Consider the following 19,048-nt stretch of genomic DNA (forward strand, 5'->3'; position numbering starts at 1 on the left):
GTTATTCCCCCTGCCAGTGCAGCAGAAAGACGCCCTCTGCGGCTATCGGCAAATACTCCTGATAGAAACGCTGCAGATTTAGCTGCGGATCGACATCCTCAAACGCGGAAGGATAGAGTGCCTTCGCCAGGAATTGCACAAAGATGGCGTCATAGAGTGTGCGTGCACCCCCATGATAAAGCGCGTAAATACGCTGGTTTTTGACCGCCGGCAACTGCGACCAACCCGGCCGATGGGCATATTGTGTCAGGCGTTGCTGCACCTGAGCCGGCGCAACGCCAAAGCCCATCGTCACCGCATTGGGCATATTAGCCCAGTCGCCGCCGGCGAGGAAAATGACTTCGGGCCGCTTGGACAACACATACTCAGATCGCAGAGGAGAAGGACTGGTGACCACACCGGCGGCGATGTTGTCGGCACCGGCCAATTGCAGCAACGGTCCCCAGACCGAAGCCCCATAGCTGCTGCTGTACTCTCCGGGGCCTTTGTCACCGAGCTCAATATAGGTGGTCGGCGGTGGAAGATTGGCCTGGCGAATGCGTTTTTGAGTGTCTTCCAGACTCTGGCGGTAAGCGCTGACCAGCCGTTCGGCTCGCTCGGCATGACCCAATGCCTGGCCCATCGCCCGAATGCTGGTGAATTTGACCTCTTCACCTTGATTGAAATCGATAACGATGTAGGGGATGCCAAGCTGTTGCAGCACCGGCAAGTAGTTCGAGAATCCTTCGAGTTGCCATTTTGCCAAGATCAACAAGTCTGGTCGGGTGGTCAGCAGGCGCTCAAAATCAAAGCTCTGATTGTAGAGTGAACCGACATCTACCAGCTCGCCGAGCCGAGGCAGGGCTGATAAATAGCGGGGCCATTGGCTGGTACGCAAGGTCCAGTCGCTTTTGGAGAAGGCGACCACCTGCTGAAGACTGTCGGGGCCGTTAACCGCCAGGAAATCCTCGTAGTAAAAACCGATATAGACGCGCTGAGCCGGAGCAGTCAGCGTAACCTGCCGTCCCTCAACGTCCGTCAGGTGGATCTCGGCCAGCGCGTTGTGGCAGAGAAATAGCCACGCGCATAACCCCCAGAAGATACGCAACATCATGAGTGACATCCTTTTACGTTAAATTGTTATGTTATATTGTAACAATTATCATTAAGATTCAAACCTTCTGTCTGTATGGAATAGGCCAGGCGACGGCGAGAATGGCGGTGCTTGGTGGCGAAAGCCCTACCGGCTGGGGCTGGAGGAAATTTTACTTCCCACACAGGGGACGAAATTTTGTTCGGTTGAACGTATTGGGTCGCAGATAAAATTCCTATAAAAACTCGCCGCTTTGCGCAACAATCGTTTACAATTTGAAAGGTATTGCTTGAGTGCCGTTTTTGTAAAGTTTCGTATTTTTAGTAGGTTAATGGCGCACAACTCTTGAAACTGTGACGAATGCCCATACGATCTAGGGTATCCGAGGCAGCGTTTTGTTAACATTTATGAGGAAGTAAACATTTTATGATGCGTATAGCTCTGTTCCTGCTCACCAACCTGGCGGTGATGTTGGTTTTCGGGCTGGTGCTCAGCCTGACAGGAATCCAATCCAGTAGCGTTCAGGGCCTGATGATCATGGCCGGTCTGTTCGGCTTCGGCGGTTCTTTTGTCTCACTGCTGATGTCCAAATGGATGGCGCTGCGCTCCGTTGGCGGGGAAGTGATTGAACAGCCGCGTAACGAAACCGAAAACTGGCTGCTGGAAACGGTACGCCGTCAGTCGCAGCAGGCAGGCATTGCCATGCCACAGGTCGCTATTTATCACGCACCGGACATTAACGCCTTCGCCACCGGCGCGCGTCGTAACGCTTCGTTGGTCGCCGTCAGTACCGGTCTGCTGCAAAGCATGAGCCGTGACGAAGCGGAGGCGGTTATCGCCCACGAAATCAGCCACGTCGCCAACGGTGACATGGTCACCATGACGCTGATTCAGGGTATCGTGAACACCTTCGTGATCTTTATCTCGCGCCTGATTGCGCAGGTGGCCGCCGGCTTCCTGGGTAACCGTGACGGTGAAGGGGAAGGTAACGGCAACCCGATGATCTACTTTGCCGTGTCGATGGTATTGGAACTGGTGTTCGGTATTCTGGCCAGCATCATCACCATGTGGTTCTCGCGTCACCGTGAGTTTTACGCCGACGCAGGCTCCGCCAAACTGGTGGGCCGCGAGAAGATGATCGCGGCGCTGCAACGGCTGAAGACCAGCTATGAACCGCAGGAAGCGGGCAGCATGATGGCGTTTTGCATCAACGGCAAATCCAAGTCGTTCAGCGAACTCTTCATGTCTCACCCGCCGCTCGATAAACGTATCGAAGCGCTGCGTTCAGGCCAGTACCTGAAGTAACCCAAAGAACGTAAAAAACCCCGGCTTGCCGGGGTTTTTTATTTCAGGCGTCGCCGGGCTGATGGAGAAGCTTTCATACCAGCAGACAGAGGCGAACGCCTGCGCAGGCCACGCAGTTTGTCGGGTAGGGTTGATTCGAGCCCCCGAGCCGATGGTTAACCATCAGGACTTAAAAAGCGCCGCGCCCATGAAGTCGATGAACGCGCGCAGCTTCGGTGCCAGGTGCTTGCTCGACGGCCAGAGCATGCGGAAGGTGCCCTGATGCTGGTTGAAGTCGTCCAGTACGGTCACCAGCTCGCCCGCCATGATCGCGTCGCACACCATGAAGTCGGGCAGGCAGGCGATCCCGAGGCCATCGCGGGCGACGTGAACCAGGGCCTCGGTGGTATTGCACACCATTGAGGCCGGAAGGACAGGTTCCGCTTCGCCCTCCGGCACGCGCAAGGGCCATGGCTCGAACTTGCCGGTGCTAGGGAACTTGTGTTGCAGGCAGGAATGGCCCGCCAGGTCGGACGGCACGCGTGGCGTGCCGCGTGCGGCGAAGTACCGGGGCGCACCGATCAGCAGCAGCTTAAAGGTACCCAGCGGACGCGACATCAGCCGGGAGTCCGCCGGTTCCCCGGTGCGAATGACGGCATCGAATCCATCCTCGATCACATCGACCATCCGATCCGAGAAGTCCACATCCAGCTCGATGGCCGGGTAGCGGTGCATGAAGGCCGTCAGCGCCGGCATGACCAGGCCGCTGACCAGCGGCAGGCTCACGCGCAGCTTGCCTCGGGGCGCCTGCTGGGTTTCCGACAGTTCCAGCTCCGCAGCCTCGACTTCAGAGAGGATACGCCGGCAACGCTCAAGGAACAGAGCGCCTTCGGCCGTTAGTGTAATGCTGCGCGTGCTGCGATGGAACAGGCGCACCCCCAGCCGTTCTTCAAGTCGCGCCACGCTTTTACCTACGGCGGAAGACGAGATGCCGAGCACCCGCCCAGCCTCAGAAAAGCTGCGGGCTTCGGCCGCCTGCACGAAGAATTCGATGCCGTTGAGGAAATCCATTGCGCCGCCCATTTAAGAATATTTGTCCGATATGTTCGGAACCTTAGCCTATTTTTCTTAATCGTGCGAACGCCTACGCTGGCGGCTGCACAGGTTGGATGCGGCGGCCTTGGCTTTCGAGCCATGGCTTTGACGCCTGCCTGCCCCTTCACGGATTCTTTAGCGGAGCTTTTCCATGACACACGCCTCGGCTGCCATTGGCGGCACTAACGGCCGCGACTGGCTGCAACTGCTGGCCGCCTGCCTCACCGGCATCCTGATCCCGTTGTGCTTCACCGGGCCGGCCGTCGTGCTGCCGTCCATCAGCCAGGAACTGGGCGGGACGGCGGTGCAATTGAACTGGGTGGTTAATGGCTACATCCTGACCTACGGCAGCGCCATGATGGCGGCCGGCAGTCTGACCGACACCTATGGGCGTAAGCGCGTGTGGCTGGTTGGGCTAGCGCTGTTTGCGCTGGTGACGTTCGCCATTCCGCTGGCACCCTCGGTCGGCTGGATCGACGGCCTGCGCCTGGCTCAAGGACTGGGTGGCGCAGCCGCCTTTGCCGGCGCCATGTCCTCGCTGGCGCAGACCTTCCACGGCCCGATCCGCACGCGGGTATTCAGCCTGCTTGGCACCACGTTCGGAATCGGGCTGGCCTTCGGGCCGCTGGCAGCGGGCTGGCTGGTGGAAATCGCCGGCTGGCGCTGGGTGTTTCTGGCGACGGCGCTGATCGGTGTGGCTGGCTTCGGGCTGGTATGGGCCAGTGCCACGGAGTCCCGCGACCCGCAGGCCACCGGCCTGGACTGGCCGGGCGCCATCAGCTTCACCGCCGCGCTCACCTTGTTCACCTACGGTATCCTGCTGGCGCCGGAGGACGGCTGGCATAGTGCCACGGTCATAGGCTCGCTGCTGGCGGCGGTAGTGCTGTTCGTGGCCTTCGTGCGGATCGAGCAGCGTGTCGCCCGCCCGATGCTTGACCTATCGTTGTTCGGCCGTGCGCGTTTCGTCGGCGTGCAGGTGCTGGGTGCGTCGCCGGCCTTCTTTTTCGTCACGTTGATCGTGATGCTGCCGGGCCGCTTTATCGGTATCGAGGGGCTGGGCGCGCTCGATGCAGGGAAAATGATGATTGCTCTGGCTGCGCCGCTGCTGGTGGTGCCGTTCCTTGCCGCGCTGCTGTCGCGCTGGTTCACCTCCGGCATGTTGTCCGGCGTCGGGCTGCTGATGGTGGCGGTCGGGCTGATCTGGCTGGGCCAGGTGCTGGCGGGGGGGGCTGGTCCCGCGTTGGTGGTGCCGCTGGCGCTTATCGGCATCGGCATTGGCCTGCCTTGGGGGTTGATGGACGGCATGGCCGTGAGCGTGGTGGAGAAAGAGCGCGCGGGCATGGCTACCGGGATCTTCAACTGCGTGCGCGTCTCGGCTGACGGCATCGCCATTGCAGTGGCGGGTGCGCTGTTGGCGTTCCTGATCCAGACTGGGTTGCTCGGCACCTTGGGCGCGGCTGCTCCAACCGTTGTGATTGAGGCCGCCAACCGTGCCGCACTGGGCGATTTGGCGCAGGCGTCCGCGCTGGTACCCGGTGAACGCGCCTTGCTGTTGGCAACCTACGACCACGCATTCCGCTGGGTTTTGTACGTTCTGGCTATCTCGTCGGCACTGACGGCATTGCTGGTGTTTGCCTTGCTCGGCCGTTCGCGTGCCCATAAAGACTCGGGAGCGACGGCATGAGCGAGGCTGACGCACTCGGTTTCGCTGCCATCTGGCTACGCGACGTGCCATTCCTTGACACCGGTACTGGCAGGAATGCGCTGATCGTCCTTTGGAAGCGGCAACTGGCGCAAGGGGTGCTCCTCGTCGTGTTGAATCTGAAACTGTTGCGGCGTCCCGCCGCTGAAGTCCTGGCAGAATACCTGCTGCCGGAGTGTCCCGTCGGGGTGGACGATGCAGCGATGCAGGACGCCGGAGAGGCCCAGCGATGACCGGCCGCTCATCGACGGTTCCCATGTGGAGCGCGGCATGGCTGGTGACGGCCGTGTTCATGCTGTCCAACTCGCCGACGCCGCTGTACGTCTACTGGCAGCAGCAACTCGGATTCTCCACCGGTATGCTGACGGTGATCTTCGCCCTCTACATCGCCGGGTTGCTGGGCTCCTTGCTAGTCGCCGGGCAGTTGTCCGACCGCTATGGCCGCAGGCCGATCCTGCTGTCAGGCCTGCTGGCCGGGCTGACGGCCTGCCTGCTGTTCGCCGGTGCGCAGTCAGTGCTGGCTCTGGGTATTGCCCGACTGCTGACGGGCATCGCAGTGGGCGTCATGGTATCGGCTGGCATGGCGGCAGTCGGTGACCTGGGCGGTAGAGATCGCAGGCGCCAGGCGGCGTTGCTGGCTTCGGTGTCGATGGTGTTCGGAGCCGGACTGGGGCCGCTGCTCGCGGGTGGCTTGGCGCAAACGCGGGCGCATCCGATCCTGCCGGTGTTTGGCACCGAGCTGGCCGTTCTCGGCAGTGCGCTGGTCGTTGCCTGTTTGCTGCCCTTGGGCCGTCCGGTTCGATCCAGCGGCCAGCCATTGCGGCTTCGGCTGCCCACGGTGCCCGCCGCCAATCGGCGGCATCTGGCCTGTGGCATCGCCACCTTCGGGCCGGCTATCACTGCAACCTCGTTCGTGCTGGCGCTGGGGCCATCGCTGCTTTCCCGGCTGCTCGACGTGCGTAGCCCTATGATCGCCGGCGGTATGGCCTGCGCCATGTTCCTGACCGCCACCGGCGTGCAGTTCGCGGTGCGCCACTGGCCGATACGCTCGATCTTCCTGGCCAGCACCACGGTCACGGTACTGGCGATGGCGAGTCTGGGCATCGCCGTGCATACCTCGCTCACACCGATGCTGGTGGCGGCGGCGCTGCTGGCGGGGGCCGGACAGGGCCTGGGCCAGTTGGGCGGCCTGACCCTGATTGGCCTGCATGTGCCCGACGGGCGACGTGCCGAAGCGAATGCAGTGCTCAACATCGGCGGCTACATCCCGGCGGGGCTGCTGCCGGTGGCGGCCGGCTATCTGATCGACAGGCTTGGGCTGGCGGGTGGCGCCACGCTGTTCGCTATCGTGCTGGCCCTGATCGCAGGCGTGGGTGGGTTGTTCGTATTCAAGGCGTTGGCGGTTCTTGGCTAACCTCGCACAACGCAACCCTCCAAGAGGGAATGACGATGGAGCTACGGCATCTCCGTTGCTTGCCGTACCCTAAGAACCGCGCGTCTGATTCGACGGCGCGCCCACGCTGCTGATTCTCTATGAAGCGTGGCTCATCCTTGATGAGCCGTTTTTCGCGGCCCGCATCCGGCAATGGCTCAAGACGCCCAGGAAGAAACGTCAACGTCATCTTCGTTACGCCATCACTGGTGATAACATTTTTATGCCAGCTATTTGGCTTGCTCAGGGTTTTCTGCCGCTTGCGCTCGCGGTTGGGTAATGCGCAGGCTGCTGAGCGCCGCCGCCAGCGTGGCAAAGGTACCGGCCAGGATCAGCGAGGCGTGGGTGCCTGAGGTGGGGAACAAATTGAACATCAGCGCCACCAGAGCGGCGCCGGAAGTCTGCCCCAATAAGCGAGCGGTACCCAACATACCGCTGGCGCCGCCGCTGCGGTTGCGTGGGGCAGCGGAAATAATGGTGTGGTTATTGGGCGATTGAAACAGCCCGAAGCCGGCGCCGCACAGCACCATGCGCCAAATGATATCCAGATCGGAAGGGTTAGACGGCAGCAACGCCAGCAAAAATAACCCCAAAGCAAATACCGCCAGGCCGATACACCCCAATAATCCGGCGTGGATCCGCTCCACCAGCCGCCCGGCCAACGGTGCCATGACGATAATCGCCAGCGGCCAGGGGGTCAGCAACAGCCCAGTGGCAACCTCATCGCGTCCCAGCGCCCCTTGCAGAAAGAAAGGTAGCGAAACCATCGCCAGCATTTGTGCGGTAAAGGAACAAATCGAGGTGCCCATCGACAGAGCGAAAATCGGGATGCGCAGCAGGTCGACCGGCAGCAGCGGAAATTCCTGGCGCAGCTGGCGGCGGACAAAAAAGAAGCCAATGACCAGCAGCGCGGCGATTTCACTGAAAATCAGCGTCAGGCTCTGGCCCTGAGCAAAACCGCTGATGGCGGTGATCAGCAAGCCGAACGTCAGCGCATTCATCACCGCACTGGTCGGATCAAAACGTTGATTGGCGCTTTTCTGGCTGTTGGCGGGAAGGTATTTCATCCCCAGCAGCAGCGCCACAATGCCGATCGGCAAGTTGATGGCAAACAGCCATTGCCAGGAGGCCACCGAGAGTATTGCCGCCGCCACCGTGGGCCCGGCAGCCGAAGAAAAGGCGACAATCAGCGAGTTGATGCCCATACCGCGCCCGAGAAAACGCTGCGGATAGATAATGCGGATCAGCGCGGTGTTGACGCTCATGATGGCGGCAGCGCCAAATCCCTGAAGCACGCGAGCAATAGTCAGCGTCGTCAGCGAATCTGACAGCGCGCAAAACAGTGAGGTCACGCTGAAGACCAGCAGACCGGCCTGATAGATACGGCGGTAGCCAATCAGATCGCCGAGCGACGCCAGCGACAGTAGGGAAATTGTGATGGCTAACTGATAGGCGTTCACCACCCAGATAGAGCTGGCCGGGCTGGCGTTCAGATCGCGGGCGATAGTCGGCAGCGCCACGTTGGCGATTGCGCCGTCGAGCACGGAAACGGTAATGCCGAGGGCAATGGCGAGGATTGCCCCATAGCGCTGCGGGACGGGGAGGCCGTCGGTACAAGAACGCATGTTGATCTCGAAGGTATTAATCCGGGGGAGTATTACCATGCTAATCATGTTCGTCTGCGATTGCATCCACAGTTTTCCGCTCAATTGTAATAACCGATGAGATCCTGCGGGCATTCAGCCCAGCCGCGATTGCGTGGCTTCTGCGGGACCGCGTATACTGAAACCCTTGTTCAAATTTCTTAAAACGCAAAGCTGGCTAGGATAGTGACTATGGTGAACGCAGATCCAGACAAACAACCGGATGCGGTTTCCTCGGTGCTGAAGGTGTTCGGCATCTTGCAGGCGCTGGGCGAGGAACGCGAGATCGGCATTACTGAGCTTTCCCAGCGGGTGATGATGTCCAAAAGTACCGTATACCGTTTTCTTCAGACCATGAAGTCGCTGGGCTATGTGTCGCAGGAAGGGGAATCGGAAAAATATGCGCTGACGCTCAAGCTGTTTGAACTGGGTGCCAAGTCGTTGCAGAACGTCGATCTGATCCGTATTGCCGATGTTCAAATGCGCGAGTTGTCGAATCACACCCGGGAGGCCATTCACCTTGGGGCGCTCGACGAAGACAGCATTGTCTATATCCATAAAATCGACGCGCAGTATAACCTGCGTATGTACTCGCGCATCGGCCGGCGTAACCCATTGCACAGTACCGCTATCGGTAAAGTGTTGCTGGCCTGGCGCGAACGGGCGGAAGTGGAGCAAATTCTTTCGCAGATCGCGTTTACCCGCAGCACGCCGAACACCCTGACCGATGCCACAACGCTGTTGTCGCTGTTGGATCAAGTGCGCGAGCAAGGGGTGGGTGAGGACATCGAAGAGCAGGAAGAAGGGCTACGCTGTATTGCGGTGCCGGTATTTGACCGCTTTGGCGTAGTGACCGCCGGCCTGAGCATTTCGTTCCCGTCGATTCGTTATTCTGATGATGCCAGGGCAGATTATGTCAAACGCCTGCACACAGCTGCACGCAACATTTCCGAGCAAATGGGCTATCACGACTACCCGTTCTGATCCGGTCAGTTGATCAAATCAAGGGCGTAGCCACTCACAGGCTGCGCCCTTTTTTGTTTGGACCAGGGCTGCGATCACAGCGTATCGACCTCAATGCGCAGGCTGTCATGCCGCCAGTATTCGATGTCAAAATCGAGAATTCGGCCGTGCTGATCGTAATTCAACCGGCGGAGCAGCAGTGCGGGCAAGCCAACCATCGCGCCCAACGCAGTGGCGGCGGCGTATGGCAGGGCGGTAGGGTAAAACGACAGGTGCATCCGGTGATAAATCAAATTGTACCGTTGCTGATAAATCTCGGTCAGGCTGCCGTTAAGATCCTGGCTGAGTAATTCAGGTACCCGCTGCGGCAGGCAGTGGTTCTCGCAATAGCAAATAGCCCGGCCGTCGGCATAGCGTACGCGGCGCAGCAGATAAATTGGGTCAGCCGGCTCCAGCGCTAACGGCTGCATCACGTCGAGCGGCGCCGCGGTTTTTTCGGCGGACAACAGCTCAGTGCGCGGCGTGCGCCCCTGCTCCTGGCACAATCGGTGGAAGTTGGTGTTCTGCGTTGGATCCAGCCACAGCCTCTCCGGCGTAACAAACCAACCCCGACGGTCGGCGCGATAGATGGCACCGGTGGCTTCCAACTGCGCCAGGCTTTCCCGCACGGTGACGCGGGTAGTAGAGAAAATGGCGCACAGTTCACGTTCGGAAGGCAGCTTATCGCCCGCCTGCAGCGCGCCGCGAGTGATGCGCGCCTGTAGCTGTTCCTTGATTTGCAGGTAGTGGGGCAACTCACCCAGATGTTCTTTCATTTCATCTCGCTATGGCATTTCGGCACGTGCTCATTATACATGCCCAGATGAATTTTTTGTTTCACCTGCGGTTGGCGTTTGACCCGAGGGCCAGGTTGCCATCAGTATAATACCCATCTGGTATAGACCAATTAGGTGAATGACATGTCTGAGCGCGATTATTTGCTGTTAACCCCTGGCCCGTTGACCACCTCAAAAACGGTGAAGGAAGCGATGCTGTTCGATAGCTGCACCTGGGATGAAGATTACAACCTGGGCGTAGTGCAGAGTATTCGTCGCAAGCTGGAAGCGCTGGCCACCCGGTCAAGCGGCTACAGCTCGGTGCTGTTGCAAGGCAGCGGCAGCTTTGCGGTCGAGGCGGTATTGGGCACGGCGATCGGCCCGCAGGACAAGCTGCTGATCGTTAATAACGGCGCCTATGGCGCTCGGATGATCGAAATGGCCCGGCTGATGGATATCAATCACCACGCATTTAACTGCGGTGAAGTGAACGAGCCGGATATCGAGGCGATGGAAACGGTACTGAAAGGCGATGCGGGCATCAGCCATATCGCCATGGTGCATTGCGAAACCACGACTGGGATGCTCAATCCGCTGGAGCGAGTCTCGGGCCTGGCGGCGCGAAATGGCAAAACCCTGATCGTGGATGCGATGAGCAGTTTCGGCGGCATTCCGCTGGATGTCGATGCGCTGGGCATCGATTATTTGATCAGCTCGGCGAATAAATGTATTCAGGGCGTGCCAGGCTTCGCCTTTGTTATTGCCCGTCGTAATGAGCTGGACAAGTGCGCAGGCCGCTCGCGTTCGCTGTCGTTGGATCTGTATGCCCAGTGGCGCTGTATGGAAGATAACGCCGGTAAATGGCGCTTTACCTCGCCAACGCATACGGTGCTGGCTTTTGCGCAAGCACTGTGCGAACTGGAGCAGGAAGGGGGCATCGATGCCCGCCACGCCCGCTACCGGGCAAACCAGCAGCGGCTGGTGGCTGGAATGCGCGTGCTGGGGTTCGAGACCCTGCTGGAGGATGATTTGCACTCGCCGATCATCACCGCGTTCTATTCGCCGAAGGCTGAGACTTACCGCTTTACGGAGTTTTATCAGCGCCTGAAACAGCAGGGCTTTGTCATCTATCCGGGTAAGGTGTCGCAGAGCGACTGCTTCCGCATTGGCAATATCGGCGAAGTTTACCCGCAGGATATCGAACGTTTGCTGGCTGCGGTCGGGCAGGCAATGTACTGGGAGCAATAAGGATTAGCATGAGTCAGATTAACGCAGTGATACTCGACTGGGCCGGCACCACGGTAGATTTCGGCTCCTTTGCGCCGACGCAGATTTTTGTCGAAGCCTTTAAGCAGACTTTTGATATCGACATCAGCCTGGCGGAGGCGCGCATTCCGATGGGGTTGGGCAAATGGCAGCACATAGAGGCCTTGGGTAAACTGCCCGAGGTGGATGCACGCTGGCGGCAGCAGTTGGGCCGCTCCATGAGCCATCAGGACATTGACGCGCTGTATCGGGCTTTTATGCCGTTGCAAATCGCCAAGGTGGTCGACTTTGCCGACCCGATTGAGGGCGTTCCGCAGGTGATTGCTGCATTGCGTGAGCAGGGCATCAAGATAGGTTCCTGTTCAGGGTATCCACGGGCGGTGATGGAAGTGCTGGCACCGGCAGCGGCGTTGCGGGGTTACGCGCCGGATCACTGGGTTGCAACTGACGATTTGGCCGCCGGTGGGCGTCCAGGCCCGTGGATGGCGCTGCAAAACGTGATTACACTGGGTATCGATGCGGTGGCGCACTGTGTGAAGGTAGATGACGCGGTGCCGGGCATCACCGAAGGATTGAATGCAGGCATGTGGAGCGTCGGGCTGGCGCTGTCCGGTAACGAGTTTGGTGCTACCTGGCAAGAATACCAACAAATGAGCGAGTCGGAAGTCGACAAGCGGCGCGTTTTGGCAACCGATAAACTGTATGCCGCCGGTGCGCACTACGTGATTGATACATTGGCACAGCTGCCGGATGTGATTGCTGAAATCAATCAGCGGCTGGCGGCGGGCGAACGGCCCTGAGCGGATTGCGGATATAAAAAAACCGGGGCCTTTAGCAGCCCCGGTCTTTTTATTGCCGACGAGGTTTACTGGTGAGCCAGTTCCACTTCGTCTTCACTGTCCATAATGGACTTGTCCGTTTGCTTCATCAGTTGGCTGGTGATGGTGCCTGCCGCCATAGAGCCGTTGACGTTCAGCGCAGTACGGCCCATGTCGATCAGCGGTTCAACGGAGATCAGCAGGGCAACCAGCGTCACTGGCAGACCCATTGCCGGCAGCACGATCAGCGCAGCGAAAGTCGCGCCGCCACCCACGCCGGCGACACCGGCAGAGCTGATGGTGACGATACCGACCAGGGTAGCGATCCACACCGGGTCCAGCGGGTTAATCCCGACGGTTGGGGCCACCATGACCGCCAGCATCGCTGGGTACAAGCCAGCACAGCCGTTCTGGCCAATGGTGGCGCCGAACGAGGCCGAGAAGCTGGCAATGGATTCCGGTACGCCCAGACGACGGGTCTGCGCTTCCACGTTCAGCGGAATGCTGGCGGCGCTGGAGCGGCTGGTGAAGGCGAAAGTGATGACCGGCCATACCTTGCGGAAGAACTTCAGCGGATTAACGCCGGTGAAGGCCAGCAGGGCAGCGTGCACAGCAAACATGATCGCCAGACCCAGATAAGAGGCGACCACGAAGCTACCCAGTTTGATGATGTCGTGAACGTTAGAACCGGCAACCACTTTGGTCATCAGCGCCAGAACGCCGTACGGAGTCAGTTTCATCACCAGACGCACCAGCTTCATCACCCAGGCCTGCAGGGTGTCGATAGCGACCAGCACGCGTTCACCCTTAGGCTTGTCGTCTTTCAGCAACTGCAGCGACGCTACGCCAAGGAAGGTCGCGAAGATCACCACGCTGATGATCGACGTCGGGCTGGCACCGGTCAGATCGGCGAACGGATTTTTAGGAATGAAGGACAGCACCATCTGCGGTACGGTCAGGTCGGCCAGTTTGCCCACATAGTTGCTTTGGATCGCTGACAGACGCGCGCTTTCTTGCGCACCTTGTACCAGACCTTCCGCCGTCAGCCCAAACAGGTTGGTCACCAGTACGCCGACCAGCGCTGAAATCAGCGTGGTGAACAGCAGGGTGCCGATAGTCAGGAAGCTGATTTTCCCCAGGGAAGAGGCGTTGTGCAGCTTGGCGACCGCGCTCAGAATCGAGGCGAAGACCAGCGGCATGACAATCATTTGCAGCAGTTGCACATAGCCGTTACCGACGATGTTGAACCAGCTGATGGATTCTTTCAGTACCGGGTTGTCCGAGCCGTACACCAGCTGCAGCGCCAAACCGAATACCACGCCCATCACCAGGCCGATCAGTACTTTTTTCGCCAGGCTCCATTGCTTATGGCGGCTTTGCGCCAACAGCAAAAGGAGGGCGACAAAAATCACCACGTTAATAACCAGCGGAAAATTCATCCCCAATGTCTCCAATAATTTTTTCTTATATGAAAATGGCTATGCACCATGGCGTAGCGATACTAAATATCGTAACAGTTTGCGTAACGGCTCACTTATATCCAAATGGAATTTTATATAACTCATTGCATTAATTTGTTTGATTAATGTGCTTTGTGGTTATTCGATAGCCGATCTTTTGTGATCACAGTCTGATATTTTTTATTTGCTCAAAATAAGATTGCACTGGGATGGTGCATCCGCCCTGCCAATAGATAGCGAAAGCCACCAGACACAAGCACAGGGCGCGCTCGAGCTGATTGCCTTTCTGAGAATTTAGCAGCGGCAGACGAAAACGCCAGCGGCATGGCCAGAGCAAAGGCACGCCGGCGGGGGTGAGCATGTCTGCCAGCAGATGGCTGAAGTAACCGATGATCATGGCATGCAAGACGTCTGCCGGGATTGGCCAACTGCGCGGCACGTCAAGTTGAAACAGCGCCATGCCGCCGGCGATCGCCAGCAGGCTATGGGTAAAACCACGGTGGCCGAAGGCGCGCGAGATCGGAATGGCAATCCAGCGCAGGCGTTGACCCAGTACCGACTTGGGGTGATCGATATCGGGCAGCAGCGAGGTGAGTAGCGCAGCGGGGATGATATGCCACCAGTCGCCGGTAGCCAGCTCCGGTGTCACCTCGGCCTTCTTGGCGAAAATCGCGCAAGCGACAGAGAAAATAAGATGTCCTTCCGCGGTCATACTGCTGTTCCGGCTGATAAACTGTTAATTTATCCAGTATATGGGAAAATTCCCAGTGGTGGAAGCAGTTACCCTGTAACCAATTGTTTATTTTTCTCAGTTTTACAACGGCTTGTTACTTAAATGGCCAGGCGTTGTCTGTTTTTGCAGCAGTCAGGGAGAGGGCGGAGGAGAAAGCGCCGGGCGACAGGGTTCGGCTGCGTGGCAGTAACAGGCTGTGCCCAACATCCGGCGACTTTCTTGAACTGCAGAATAAAGAGGAAGGAACGGTAACTCAATAAAAATGAAATAATGTTTTATTTATTTTATGACGCAAGGCGCGGTTTTGAGATTAAGTGGGGATTTCAGGGAAAGGCAATGAATGAAAACGGCACCGGGAGCAACCGATGCCGGACAAATTATGCCAGGTGTTCGGACGTGAGCTGCTCAAGTGAGTCGAGCTTGTGGTCGGCCAGCGACCAACGGCTATCATGACGATACTCGTGGGCAGGGATAACGATAGAACGCATTCTCGCGGCCTTGGTGGCAATCATGCCGTTGAACGAGTCTTCCAGCGTTATGCAGCGCAGGGGATCGCTACCCAGACGCTCGGCGGCGATCAGGTACACCTCTGGATGCGGTTTGCTGTAAGGCAGATACTCGGCGGAAACCAAGTGATCAAAGTAACCTTCGAGGTCAAACATCTGCAGCACTTGTTGCTGCATGTGCAGCGGTGAGGCGGAGGCCAGGCCAATATTCAAATCCAGGCTGCGACACAGCTCCAGCGCCTGTTGCACGCCAGGCAGCAGGGGACGTTTTTCGCGCACCAGCTCGATGGCGCGTTCGATAATGCGCGCAGAGACTTCCTCCTGCGACACCCCTTGCCACGGCATGGCCTGGTACCACATTCTCACCACCAGATCGATGCGCAGACCCAGGGTATCCGGCAGCTTGTGGCGGTCAGACAAATCCAACCCCAGTGCGCCAAAGATATCCAGTTCCGCCTGTAGCCACAGCGGTTCTGAATCGATCAATAAACCGTCCATATCAAAAATAGCGGTTTCAATGCGTTGCGAATAGGCCATTAACGGTTAACTCCTGCCGGTGCCGGTGAATGTGCCCGACACTTTATCATCGCTGGCGGCGAGACTAAAATTTTTGCCTGCGTGGCTGAGCCTTGCCAAAACGCAGGATGCGCCACATCTTCTGCATTTTTAACCACCAGCGCTGATGCTGGCGTTCGGTAACCTGTTGCAGCATGCGGGCATAATCCAGCACCAGTCCCGGTGTCCAGGTCATGCTTTCGCCACGGCTACGGAGCACCGCCAACATCCACAGGTTGGGATCGAGCATCAGCAACAGGAAACGTCGCCACAGATGTTTATCGCCCAGCACGCCTTCCAGCGCACTGTCGAGCGCCTGGATGACCGTGGTGGAGCAGTTGCGTCGGGTCAGATTGTAGGTGGCGTCCTGTTGATAACGTTGCCAGAAGGTGCGCAGCGCCGCAGGGTTGTAGCGGTGAAACTTGATTTTTTTGTCCGGCGGGCACCAGGCCGCCACTTCCTGTTGCAAATCGGGCAGAAAACGCCCTTCGACGTTGTTTTGCTCGCCGGAGTGCAATAACCGGCGGAAATCTTGTGACGACTGGCTGATATCGTTAAGCGGGTAGTGGCTGATGTAGACATCCGGCGCCAACGCCAGGGCGACATGACCGGTGGAGATATTGCCGCCACCGTCCACCGCTGCGATGTAGCGATCGACGATATAACGTCGGCGGGCATCCCTGGCCGATCCCATCGGTGTCCAGACATGTACCCTGAGCGGGGTAGCCTCATCTGTCGCTAGCGCAGCGGAGTGTTGCGGGCTTTGATTCAGCGAAAAACTCTCCAGCCGCCGGGCAATGCGTAACAGTGCCCAGCCGGAAAGCAGGATCATCACGCCGATACAAAAAGGCACTGTCATCCGATGCGGCACCGGCCAGCCGACAAAAATCATCAGTGAAAGCAGGATTTCACCGCTGCCGGCCAGTGCGACCGGTTTCCAGCGGCTGTGCTGGATCACCGTAGAAGAAGCAATGCGAACCGCACCGTCAAGCAGTAGCGCACTGCCAAACACCAGCGTGGCGACGATGTTGTCGTCGGCGGGCTCGTCCCAAACTAAAAAGGCCAGAAACAAAAAGCCCAATCCCTTCAGCAACACCGGTCGACTGGCGGAAGAGCCAATCACCGACGCAGCTGAAATCGCCACCAGGCCCTCCAGCGCCAGCAGTACCGCCAGCGCATCCAGTGCCAGCACGGAGCGCCCGTCCTGAAGTACATCGAACAGCATCAGCGCGCCGACGGCGATCCAAACCCAGCCGAACAGCATCAACAGACGGCGTTGACCCTGCAGAGCTTGCGCACCGAGCAATAAGATAATCAGCCGAATCATGGCGGCCCCTGTTTAAACGGATTGATTTAACTATATAACTATTTACCGGTACTGCGCGGCCGCCGTTAAGCTGTTGATTTCGGATAATCCCGGCTACGCTTGTAGCACAGCAGTGCTGAAGAAAACGGTGGGCGAGTTTCAGTAACTACAGGTAGACTTAGCCCATTACGGTTACGTCGCTTACAAGGGGAACACATGACGTATCAACAGGCTGGGCGCATTGCCATTTTAAAACGCATTCTTGGCTGGGTGGTTTTCATCCCTGCGTTGCTGTCAACGCTGATCTCAATGCTGATGTTTGTGTATCAGCACAGCGAAAAAACCAAAGGCATCAATGCGGTGATGCTGGATTTTGTCCACGTGATGGTGGATATGGTGCGCTTCAATACCTCTTTCCTGAATATCTTCTGGTATAACTCGCCGGTGCCTGACGTAGAAAAAAGCCTGTTCAGCGGCGCGAACCTGATGTTTATCATCATTTATATTCTGATTTTTGTCGGACTGGCGCTGCAGGCCTCTGGCGCACGTATGTCACGTCAGGTGAAGTTTATCCGCGAAGGCCTGGAAGACCAGATGATCCTCGAACAGGCTAAAGGCAGCGAAGGGCATACGCGTGCGCAGTTGGAAGAGCGCATTACGCTGCCGCACCACACCATCTTGCTGCAATACTTCCCGCTGTACATTTTGCCGGTGGTGATTGCGGTGATTGGCTGGTTTGTGATCAAGCTGCTGGGTCAACTGGCCGGAGCGGCCTGATTTATTGAGTGTAGGCGCTGATATCAGCGCCTTTATTTTATCGGGACTCTGGATGCAGCAGCACTTCCACCGCGCGTTGAGCCCGAACCAGATGCTGACCGCCGAACAGGTTGCTGCGGTTGAGCAGGTAATACAGCTGATACAGCGGCTGACGGTCGATAAAGCCGCTCTCCAACGGCCAGACGCTCTGGTAGCCGTCGTAGATCTGCGGTGGCAGCTCCGGGTACAGCGGCAGCATGGCCAAATCACACTCTCTGTCGCCCCAGTAGCAAGCCGGATCGAACAGCAGTGGACCGTCGGCGGTCATTGCGCAGTTGGCCGGCCACAAATCCCCGTGCAGAAGAGAAGGTTGCGGCTGATGATGCTGCAAACGCAGATACACGATGTCGACAATCTCGTCGATATCCCCGAAGGTCATGCCTTTCTCTGCCGCCATTTGCAGCTGCCAGCCAATGCGCTGTTCGGCAAAAAACTCTGACCAGCGGCGCTGCCAGGCGTTGGGTTGCGGAGTGGTGGACAAATCGTTGTCGAAGTCGAGGCCAAACTGCGGCTGCTCGCTCCATTTGTGCAGGTGGGCCAGCTGCTGGCCAAGACAGTAGGCGCCATGGGCGTCGAGAGGTTTCAGGGTTTGGTATTCCAGCAGCAAGAAGCTGTAATCCCGATCGCTGCCGACGCCGTAGACCTGCGGAAGCCGCACGGTTTTACTGCGCGCCAGCAAGGCCAGTTGGTCGGCTTCGGCGGTGAAGATGGGCAACAGTTCGCGAGCATCACATTTGACAAACACCTGGTTGTCACCGTAACTCACGCGCCACGCCGGGTGGATTTCTCCCCCGGGCAGTTCGGTCCTTTCGCGGATTTCTGCGCTGCCAAGATGTTCACTTAACAGACGGCTAACGGCTTGCCACATGGTACACCCCCTCTGTGCTGCCTGCGAATTCATTAGGTTAGCGTCTTTAGCCCTGTGAAAACACGACCTGGCGCACAGCTGGCGCCAACAACCGGCGATTTTCTCGCCATCGCGTTTGCTCAAAGTATATACGCTATTGATTAATTTAAGTACGGCGTCTGTTGCAACTTGGCGATGCGGGAGCGATGTTTATTGGGCCGGCAGCGATTGCGGCAAGGGCTGGGTCTTCAGATAACTATCATTATCAATGAGATGAGAAACCATGGAGCAAAACTGGCAGTGGCAGCGGGGTGAATACCGGATCAACAGTGATAAAAGTGAATTAAATCTCGCCTTTACTCATGCATTCTTGACCACCTCAAGCTGGGCGAGCGGCATTTCGTTGCCGACGGTGCAGTTGTCTATCGACAATAGCCTGTGCTTTGGCCTGTACCATCAACACCAGCAGATTGGGTTTGCGCGTCTGGTGACGGATTACGCCACTTTTGGCTATCTGTGCGATGTGTTTGTCTCCCCGGACTACCAGGGACAAGGGTTAGCTCGTTGGCTGATGGACTGCACGCTGGAGCATCCGGTGTTGCAGCGGCTGCGGCGGATTATGCTGGTGACCGGTACTGCGCCGTGGTTGTATCAAAAGGTGGGCTATGAAGCGATAAACCGCGAGGATTTTGTCTGGCACATTGTCCGACCGGATATCTATCGGCAGCCATAATG

General features: G+C 58.0%; 18 protein-coding genes. 9 read left to right on the forward strand and 9 right to left on the reverse strand.

Annotated elements, in window-relative coordinates; translation table 11 throughout:
* Position 1: 1 nt before the first annotated feature.
* Complete coding sequence (locus LQ945_RS24145) at positions 2-1,093, reverse strand: ABC transporter substrate-binding protein (RefSeq protein ID WP_269934462.1); 1,092 nt, start codon at positions 1,091-1,093, stop codon at positions 2-4.
* Between the two features lie 405 nt (positions 1,094-1,498).
* Here LQ945_RS24145 and htpX point away from each other — a divergent pair, with 405 nt between their 5' ends.
* Positions 1,499-2,377, forward strand: coding sequence for a protease HtpX (gene htpX, locus LQ945_RS24150; protein ID WP_020826553.1), 879 nt, complete (start codon positions 1,499-1,501; stop codon positions 2,375-2,377).
* Between the two features lie 162 nt (positions 2,378-2,539).
* On the opposite strand, the gene LQ945_RS24155 is transcribed toward htpX, so the two are convergent.
* Positions 2,540-3,427, reverse strand: a complete 888-nt coding sequence (locus LQ945_RS24155) for a LysR family transcriptional regulator (protein ID WP_182823792.1) — start codon at positions 3,425-3,427, stop codon at positions 2,540-2,542.
* A gap of 175 nt (positions 3,428-3,602) precedes the next feature.
* Between LQ945_RS24155 and LQ945_RS24160 the strand changes: the two genes are divergently transcribed.
* The 3 genes from LQ945_RS24160 to LQ945_RS24170 are packed head-to-tail and all read left to right on the forward strand — an operon-like array spanning position 3,603 to position 6,567.
* Positions 3,603-5,135, forward strand: coding sequence for an MFS transporter (locus tag LQ945_RS24160; RefSeq protein WP_270101917.1), 1,533 nt, complete (start codon positions 3,603-3,605; stop codon positions 5,133-5,135).
* A complete protein-coding gene (locus LQ945_RS24165) occupies positions 5,132-5,386 on the forward strand; it encodes a hypothetical protein (RefSeq protein WP_270101918.1) in 255 nt (84 codons plus the stop codon). Before LQ945_RS24160 ends, LQ945_RS24165 begins: the two co-directional genes overlap by 4 nt.
* Before the next feature lie 23 nt (positions 5,387-5,409).
* Positions 5,410-6,567 carry an MFS transporter gene (locus LQ945_RS24170; protein ID WP_420136192.1) on the forward strand — a complete coding sequence of 386 codons (1,158 nt, stop codon included), beginning with the start codon at positions 5,410-5,412 and terminating at the stop codon, positions 6,565-6,567.
* A gap of 248 nt (positions 6,568-6,815) precedes the next feature.
* Here LQ945_RS24170 and LQ945_RS24175 read toward each other — a convergent pair whose 3' ends face one another.
* The gene (locus LQ945_RS24175) at positions 6,816-8,210 is read right to left on the reverse strand and encodes an MFS transporter (RefSeq protein WP_270103026.1); all 1,395 of its coding nucleotides are present in this window, start codon (positions 8,208-8,210) and stop codon (positions 6,816-6,818) included.
* 210 nt (positions 8,211-8,420) lie between these two features.
* On the opposite strand from LQ945_RS24175, the gene kdgR reads away from it, so the two are divergent.
* Positions 8,421-9,212, forward strand: coding sequence for a DNA-binding transcriptional regulator KdgR (kdgR, locus tag LQ945_RS24180; RefSeq protein WP_270101919.1), 792 nt, complete (start codon positions 8,421-8,423; stop codon positions 9,210-9,212).
* Positions 9,213-9,286: 74 nt separating this feature from the next.
* Here the strand turns inward: kdgR and phnR are convergent, their stop codons facing one another.
* A complete protein-coding gene (gene phnR, locus LQ945_RS24185; protein ID WP_270101920.1) occupies positions 9,287-10,006 on the reverse strand; it encodes a phosphonate utilization transcriptional regulator PhnR in 720 nt (239 codons plus the stop codon).
* Positions 10,007-10,150: 144 nt separating this feature from the next.
* Between phnR and phnW the strand changes: the two genes are divergently transcribed.
* Positions 10,151-11,254 carry a 2-aminoethylphosphonate--pyruvate transaminase gene (phnW, locus tag LQ945_RS24190; protein ID WP_270101921.1) on the forward strand — a complete coding sequence of 368 codons (1,104 nt, stop codon included), beginning with the start codon at positions 10,151-10,153 and terminating at the stop codon, positions 11,252-11,254.
* A gap of 8 nt (positions 11,255-11,262) precedes the next feature.
* Positions 11,263-12,072 carry a phosphonoacetaldehyde hydrolase gene (phnX, locus tag LQ945_RS24195; protein ID WP_270101922.1) on the forward strand — a complete coding sequence of 270 codons (810 nt, stop codon included), beginning with the start codon at positions 11,263-11,265 and terminating at the stop codon, positions 12,070-12,072.
* Between the two features lie 65 nt (positions 12,073-12,137).
* Here the strand turns inward: phnX and LQ945_RS24200 are convergent, their stop codons facing one another.
* From LQ945_RS24200 to LQ945_RS24215, 4 genes are all read right to left on the reverse strand, one after another.
* Positions 12,138-13,529 (reverse strand): L-cystine transporter, encoded by a 1,392-nt coding sequence (locus LQ945_RS24200; RefSeq protein ID WP_044550383.1) that lies wholly within the window; start codon positions 13,527-13,529, stop codon positions 12,138-12,140.
* Between the two features lie 184 nt (positions 13,530-13,713).
* Positions 13,714-14,262 (reverse strand): metal-dependent hydrolase, encoded by a 549-nt coding sequence (locus LQ945_RS24205; protein ID WP_020826560.1) that lies wholly within the window; start codon positions 14,260-14,262, stop codon positions 13,714-13,716.
* 398 nt (positions 14,263-14,660) lie between these two features.
* Positions 14,661-15,326: a hexitol phosphatase HxpB gene (hxpB, locus tag LQ945_RS24210; protein ID WP_262241508.1), complete on the reverse strand. Its 666-nt coding sequence runs from the start codon at positions 15,324-15,326 to the stop codon at positions 14,661-14,663.
* Between the two features lie 64 nt (positions 15,327-15,390).
* Entirely contained in the window at positions 15,391-16,671 is a 1,281-nt protein-coding gene (locus LQ945_RS24215; RefSeq protein ID WP_270101923.1) for a protease, read from the reverse strand.
* 195 nt (positions 16,672-16,866) lie between these two features.
* On the opposite strand from LQ945_RS24215, the gene LQ945_RS24220 reads away from it, so the two are divergent.
* On the forward strand, positions 16,867-17,427 hold the full coding sequence (locus LQ945_RS24220) for a YniB family protein (RefSeq protein WP_044550395.1): 561 nt from the start codon (positions 16,867-16,869) through the stop codon (positions 17,425-17,427).
* Between the two features lie 37 nt (positions 17,428-17,464).
* Here the strand turns inward: LQ945_RS24220 and LQ945_RS24225 are convergent, their stop codons facing one another.
* Entirely contained in the window at positions 17,465-18,334 is an 870-nt protein-coding gene (locus LQ945_RS24225; protein ID WP_270101924.1) for a fructosamine kinase family protein, read from the reverse strand.
* Between the two features lie 262 nt (positions 18,335-18,596).
* On the opposite strand from LQ945_RS24225, the gene LQ945_RS24230 reads away from it, so the two are divergent.
* Positions 18,597-19,046: a GNAT family N-acetyltransferase gene (locus LQ945_RS24230; RefSeq protein WP_269934471.1), complete on the forward strand. Its 450-nt coding sequence runs from the start codon at positions 18,597-18,599 to the stop codon at positions 19,044-19,046.
* Positions 19,047-19,048 lie beyond the last annotated feature (2 nt).

The organism is Serratia liquefaciens, from assembly GCF_027594825.1.
In the GTDB taxonomy this organism is placed as follows: Bacteria; Pseudomonadota; Gammaproteobacteria; order Enterobacterales; family Enterobacteriaceae; genus Serratia; species Serratia liquefaciens_A.

Excerpts from the sequence above, each read along its gene's own strand:
- LQ945_RS24160 (WP_270101917.1), top strand. The coding sequence starts at position 3,603 with ATGACACACGCCTCGGCTGCCATTGGCGGCACTAACGGCCGCGACTGG.
- LQ945_RS24215 (WP_270101923.1), bottom strand. The coding sequence starts at position 16,671 with ATGATTCGGCTGATTATCTTATTGCTCGGTGCGCAAGCTCTGCAGGGT.
- LQ945_RS24225 (WP_270101924.1), bottom strand. The coding sequence starts at position 18,334 with ATGTGGCAAGCCGTTAGCCGTCTGTTAAGTGAACATCTTGGCAGCGCA.
- phnX (WP_270101922.1), top strand. The coding sequence starts at position 11,263 with ATGAGTCAGATTAACGCAGTGATACTCGACTGGGCCGGCACCACGGTA.
- LQ945_RS24170 (WP_420136192.1), top strand. The coding sequence starts at position 5,410 with ATGTGGAGCGCGGCATGGCTGGTGACGGCCGTGTTCATGCTGTCCAAC.
- LQ945_RS24220 (WP_044550395.1), top strand. The coding sequence starts at position 16,867 with ATGACGTATCAACAGGCTGGGCGCATTGCCATTTTAAAACGCATTCTT.
- hxpB (WP_262241508.1), bottom strand. The coding sequence starts at position 15,326 with ATGGCCTATTCGCAACGCATTGAAACCGCTATTTTTGATATGGACGGT.
- kdgR (WP_270101919.1), top strand. The coding sequence starts at position 8,421 with ATGGTGAACGCAGATCCAGACAAACAACCGGATGCGGTTTCCTCGGTG.
- LQ945_RS24200 (WP_044550383.1), bottom strand. The coding sequence starts at position 13,529 with ATGAATTTTCCGCTGGTTATTAACGTGGTGATTTTTGTCGCCCTCCTT.
- LQ945_RS24175 (WP_270103026.1), bottom strand. The coding sequence starts at position 8,210 with ATGCGTTCTTGTACCGACGGCCTCCCCGTCCCGCAGCGCTATGGGGCA.
- phnR (WP_270101920.1), bottom strand. The coding sequence starts at position 10,006 with ATGAAAGAACATCTGGGTGAGTTGCCCCACTACCTGCAAATCAAGGAA.
- htpX (WP_020826553.1), top strand. The coding sequence starts at position 1,499 with ATGATGCGTATAGCTCTGTTCCTGCTCACCAACCTGGCGGTGATGTTG.
- LQ945_RS24205 (WP_020826560.1), bottom strand. The coding sequence starts at position 14,262 with ATGACCGCGGAAGGACATCTTATTTTCTCTGTCGCTTGCGCGATTTTC.
- LQ945_RS24230 (WP_269934471.1), top strand. The coding sequence starts at position 18,597 with ATGGAGCAAAACTGGCAGTGGCAGCGGGGTGAATACCGGATCAACAGT.
- LQ945_RS24165 (WP_270101918.1), top strand. The coding sequence starts at position 5,132 with ATGAGCGAGGCTGACGCACTCGGTTTCGCTGCCATCTGGCTACGCGAC.
- LQ945_RS24145 (WP_269934462.1), bottom strand. The coding sequence starts at position 1,093 with ATGATGTTGCGTATCTTCTGGGGGTTATGCGCGTGGCTATTTCTCTGC.
- LQ945_RS24155 (WP_182823792.1), bottom strand. The coding sequence starts at position 3,427 with ATGGATTTCCTCAACGGCATCGAATTCTTCGTGCAGGCGGCCGAAGCC.
- phnW (WP_270101921.1), top strand. The coding sequence starts at position 10,151 with ATGTCTGAGCGCGATTATTTGCTGTTAACCCCTGGCCCGTTGACCACC.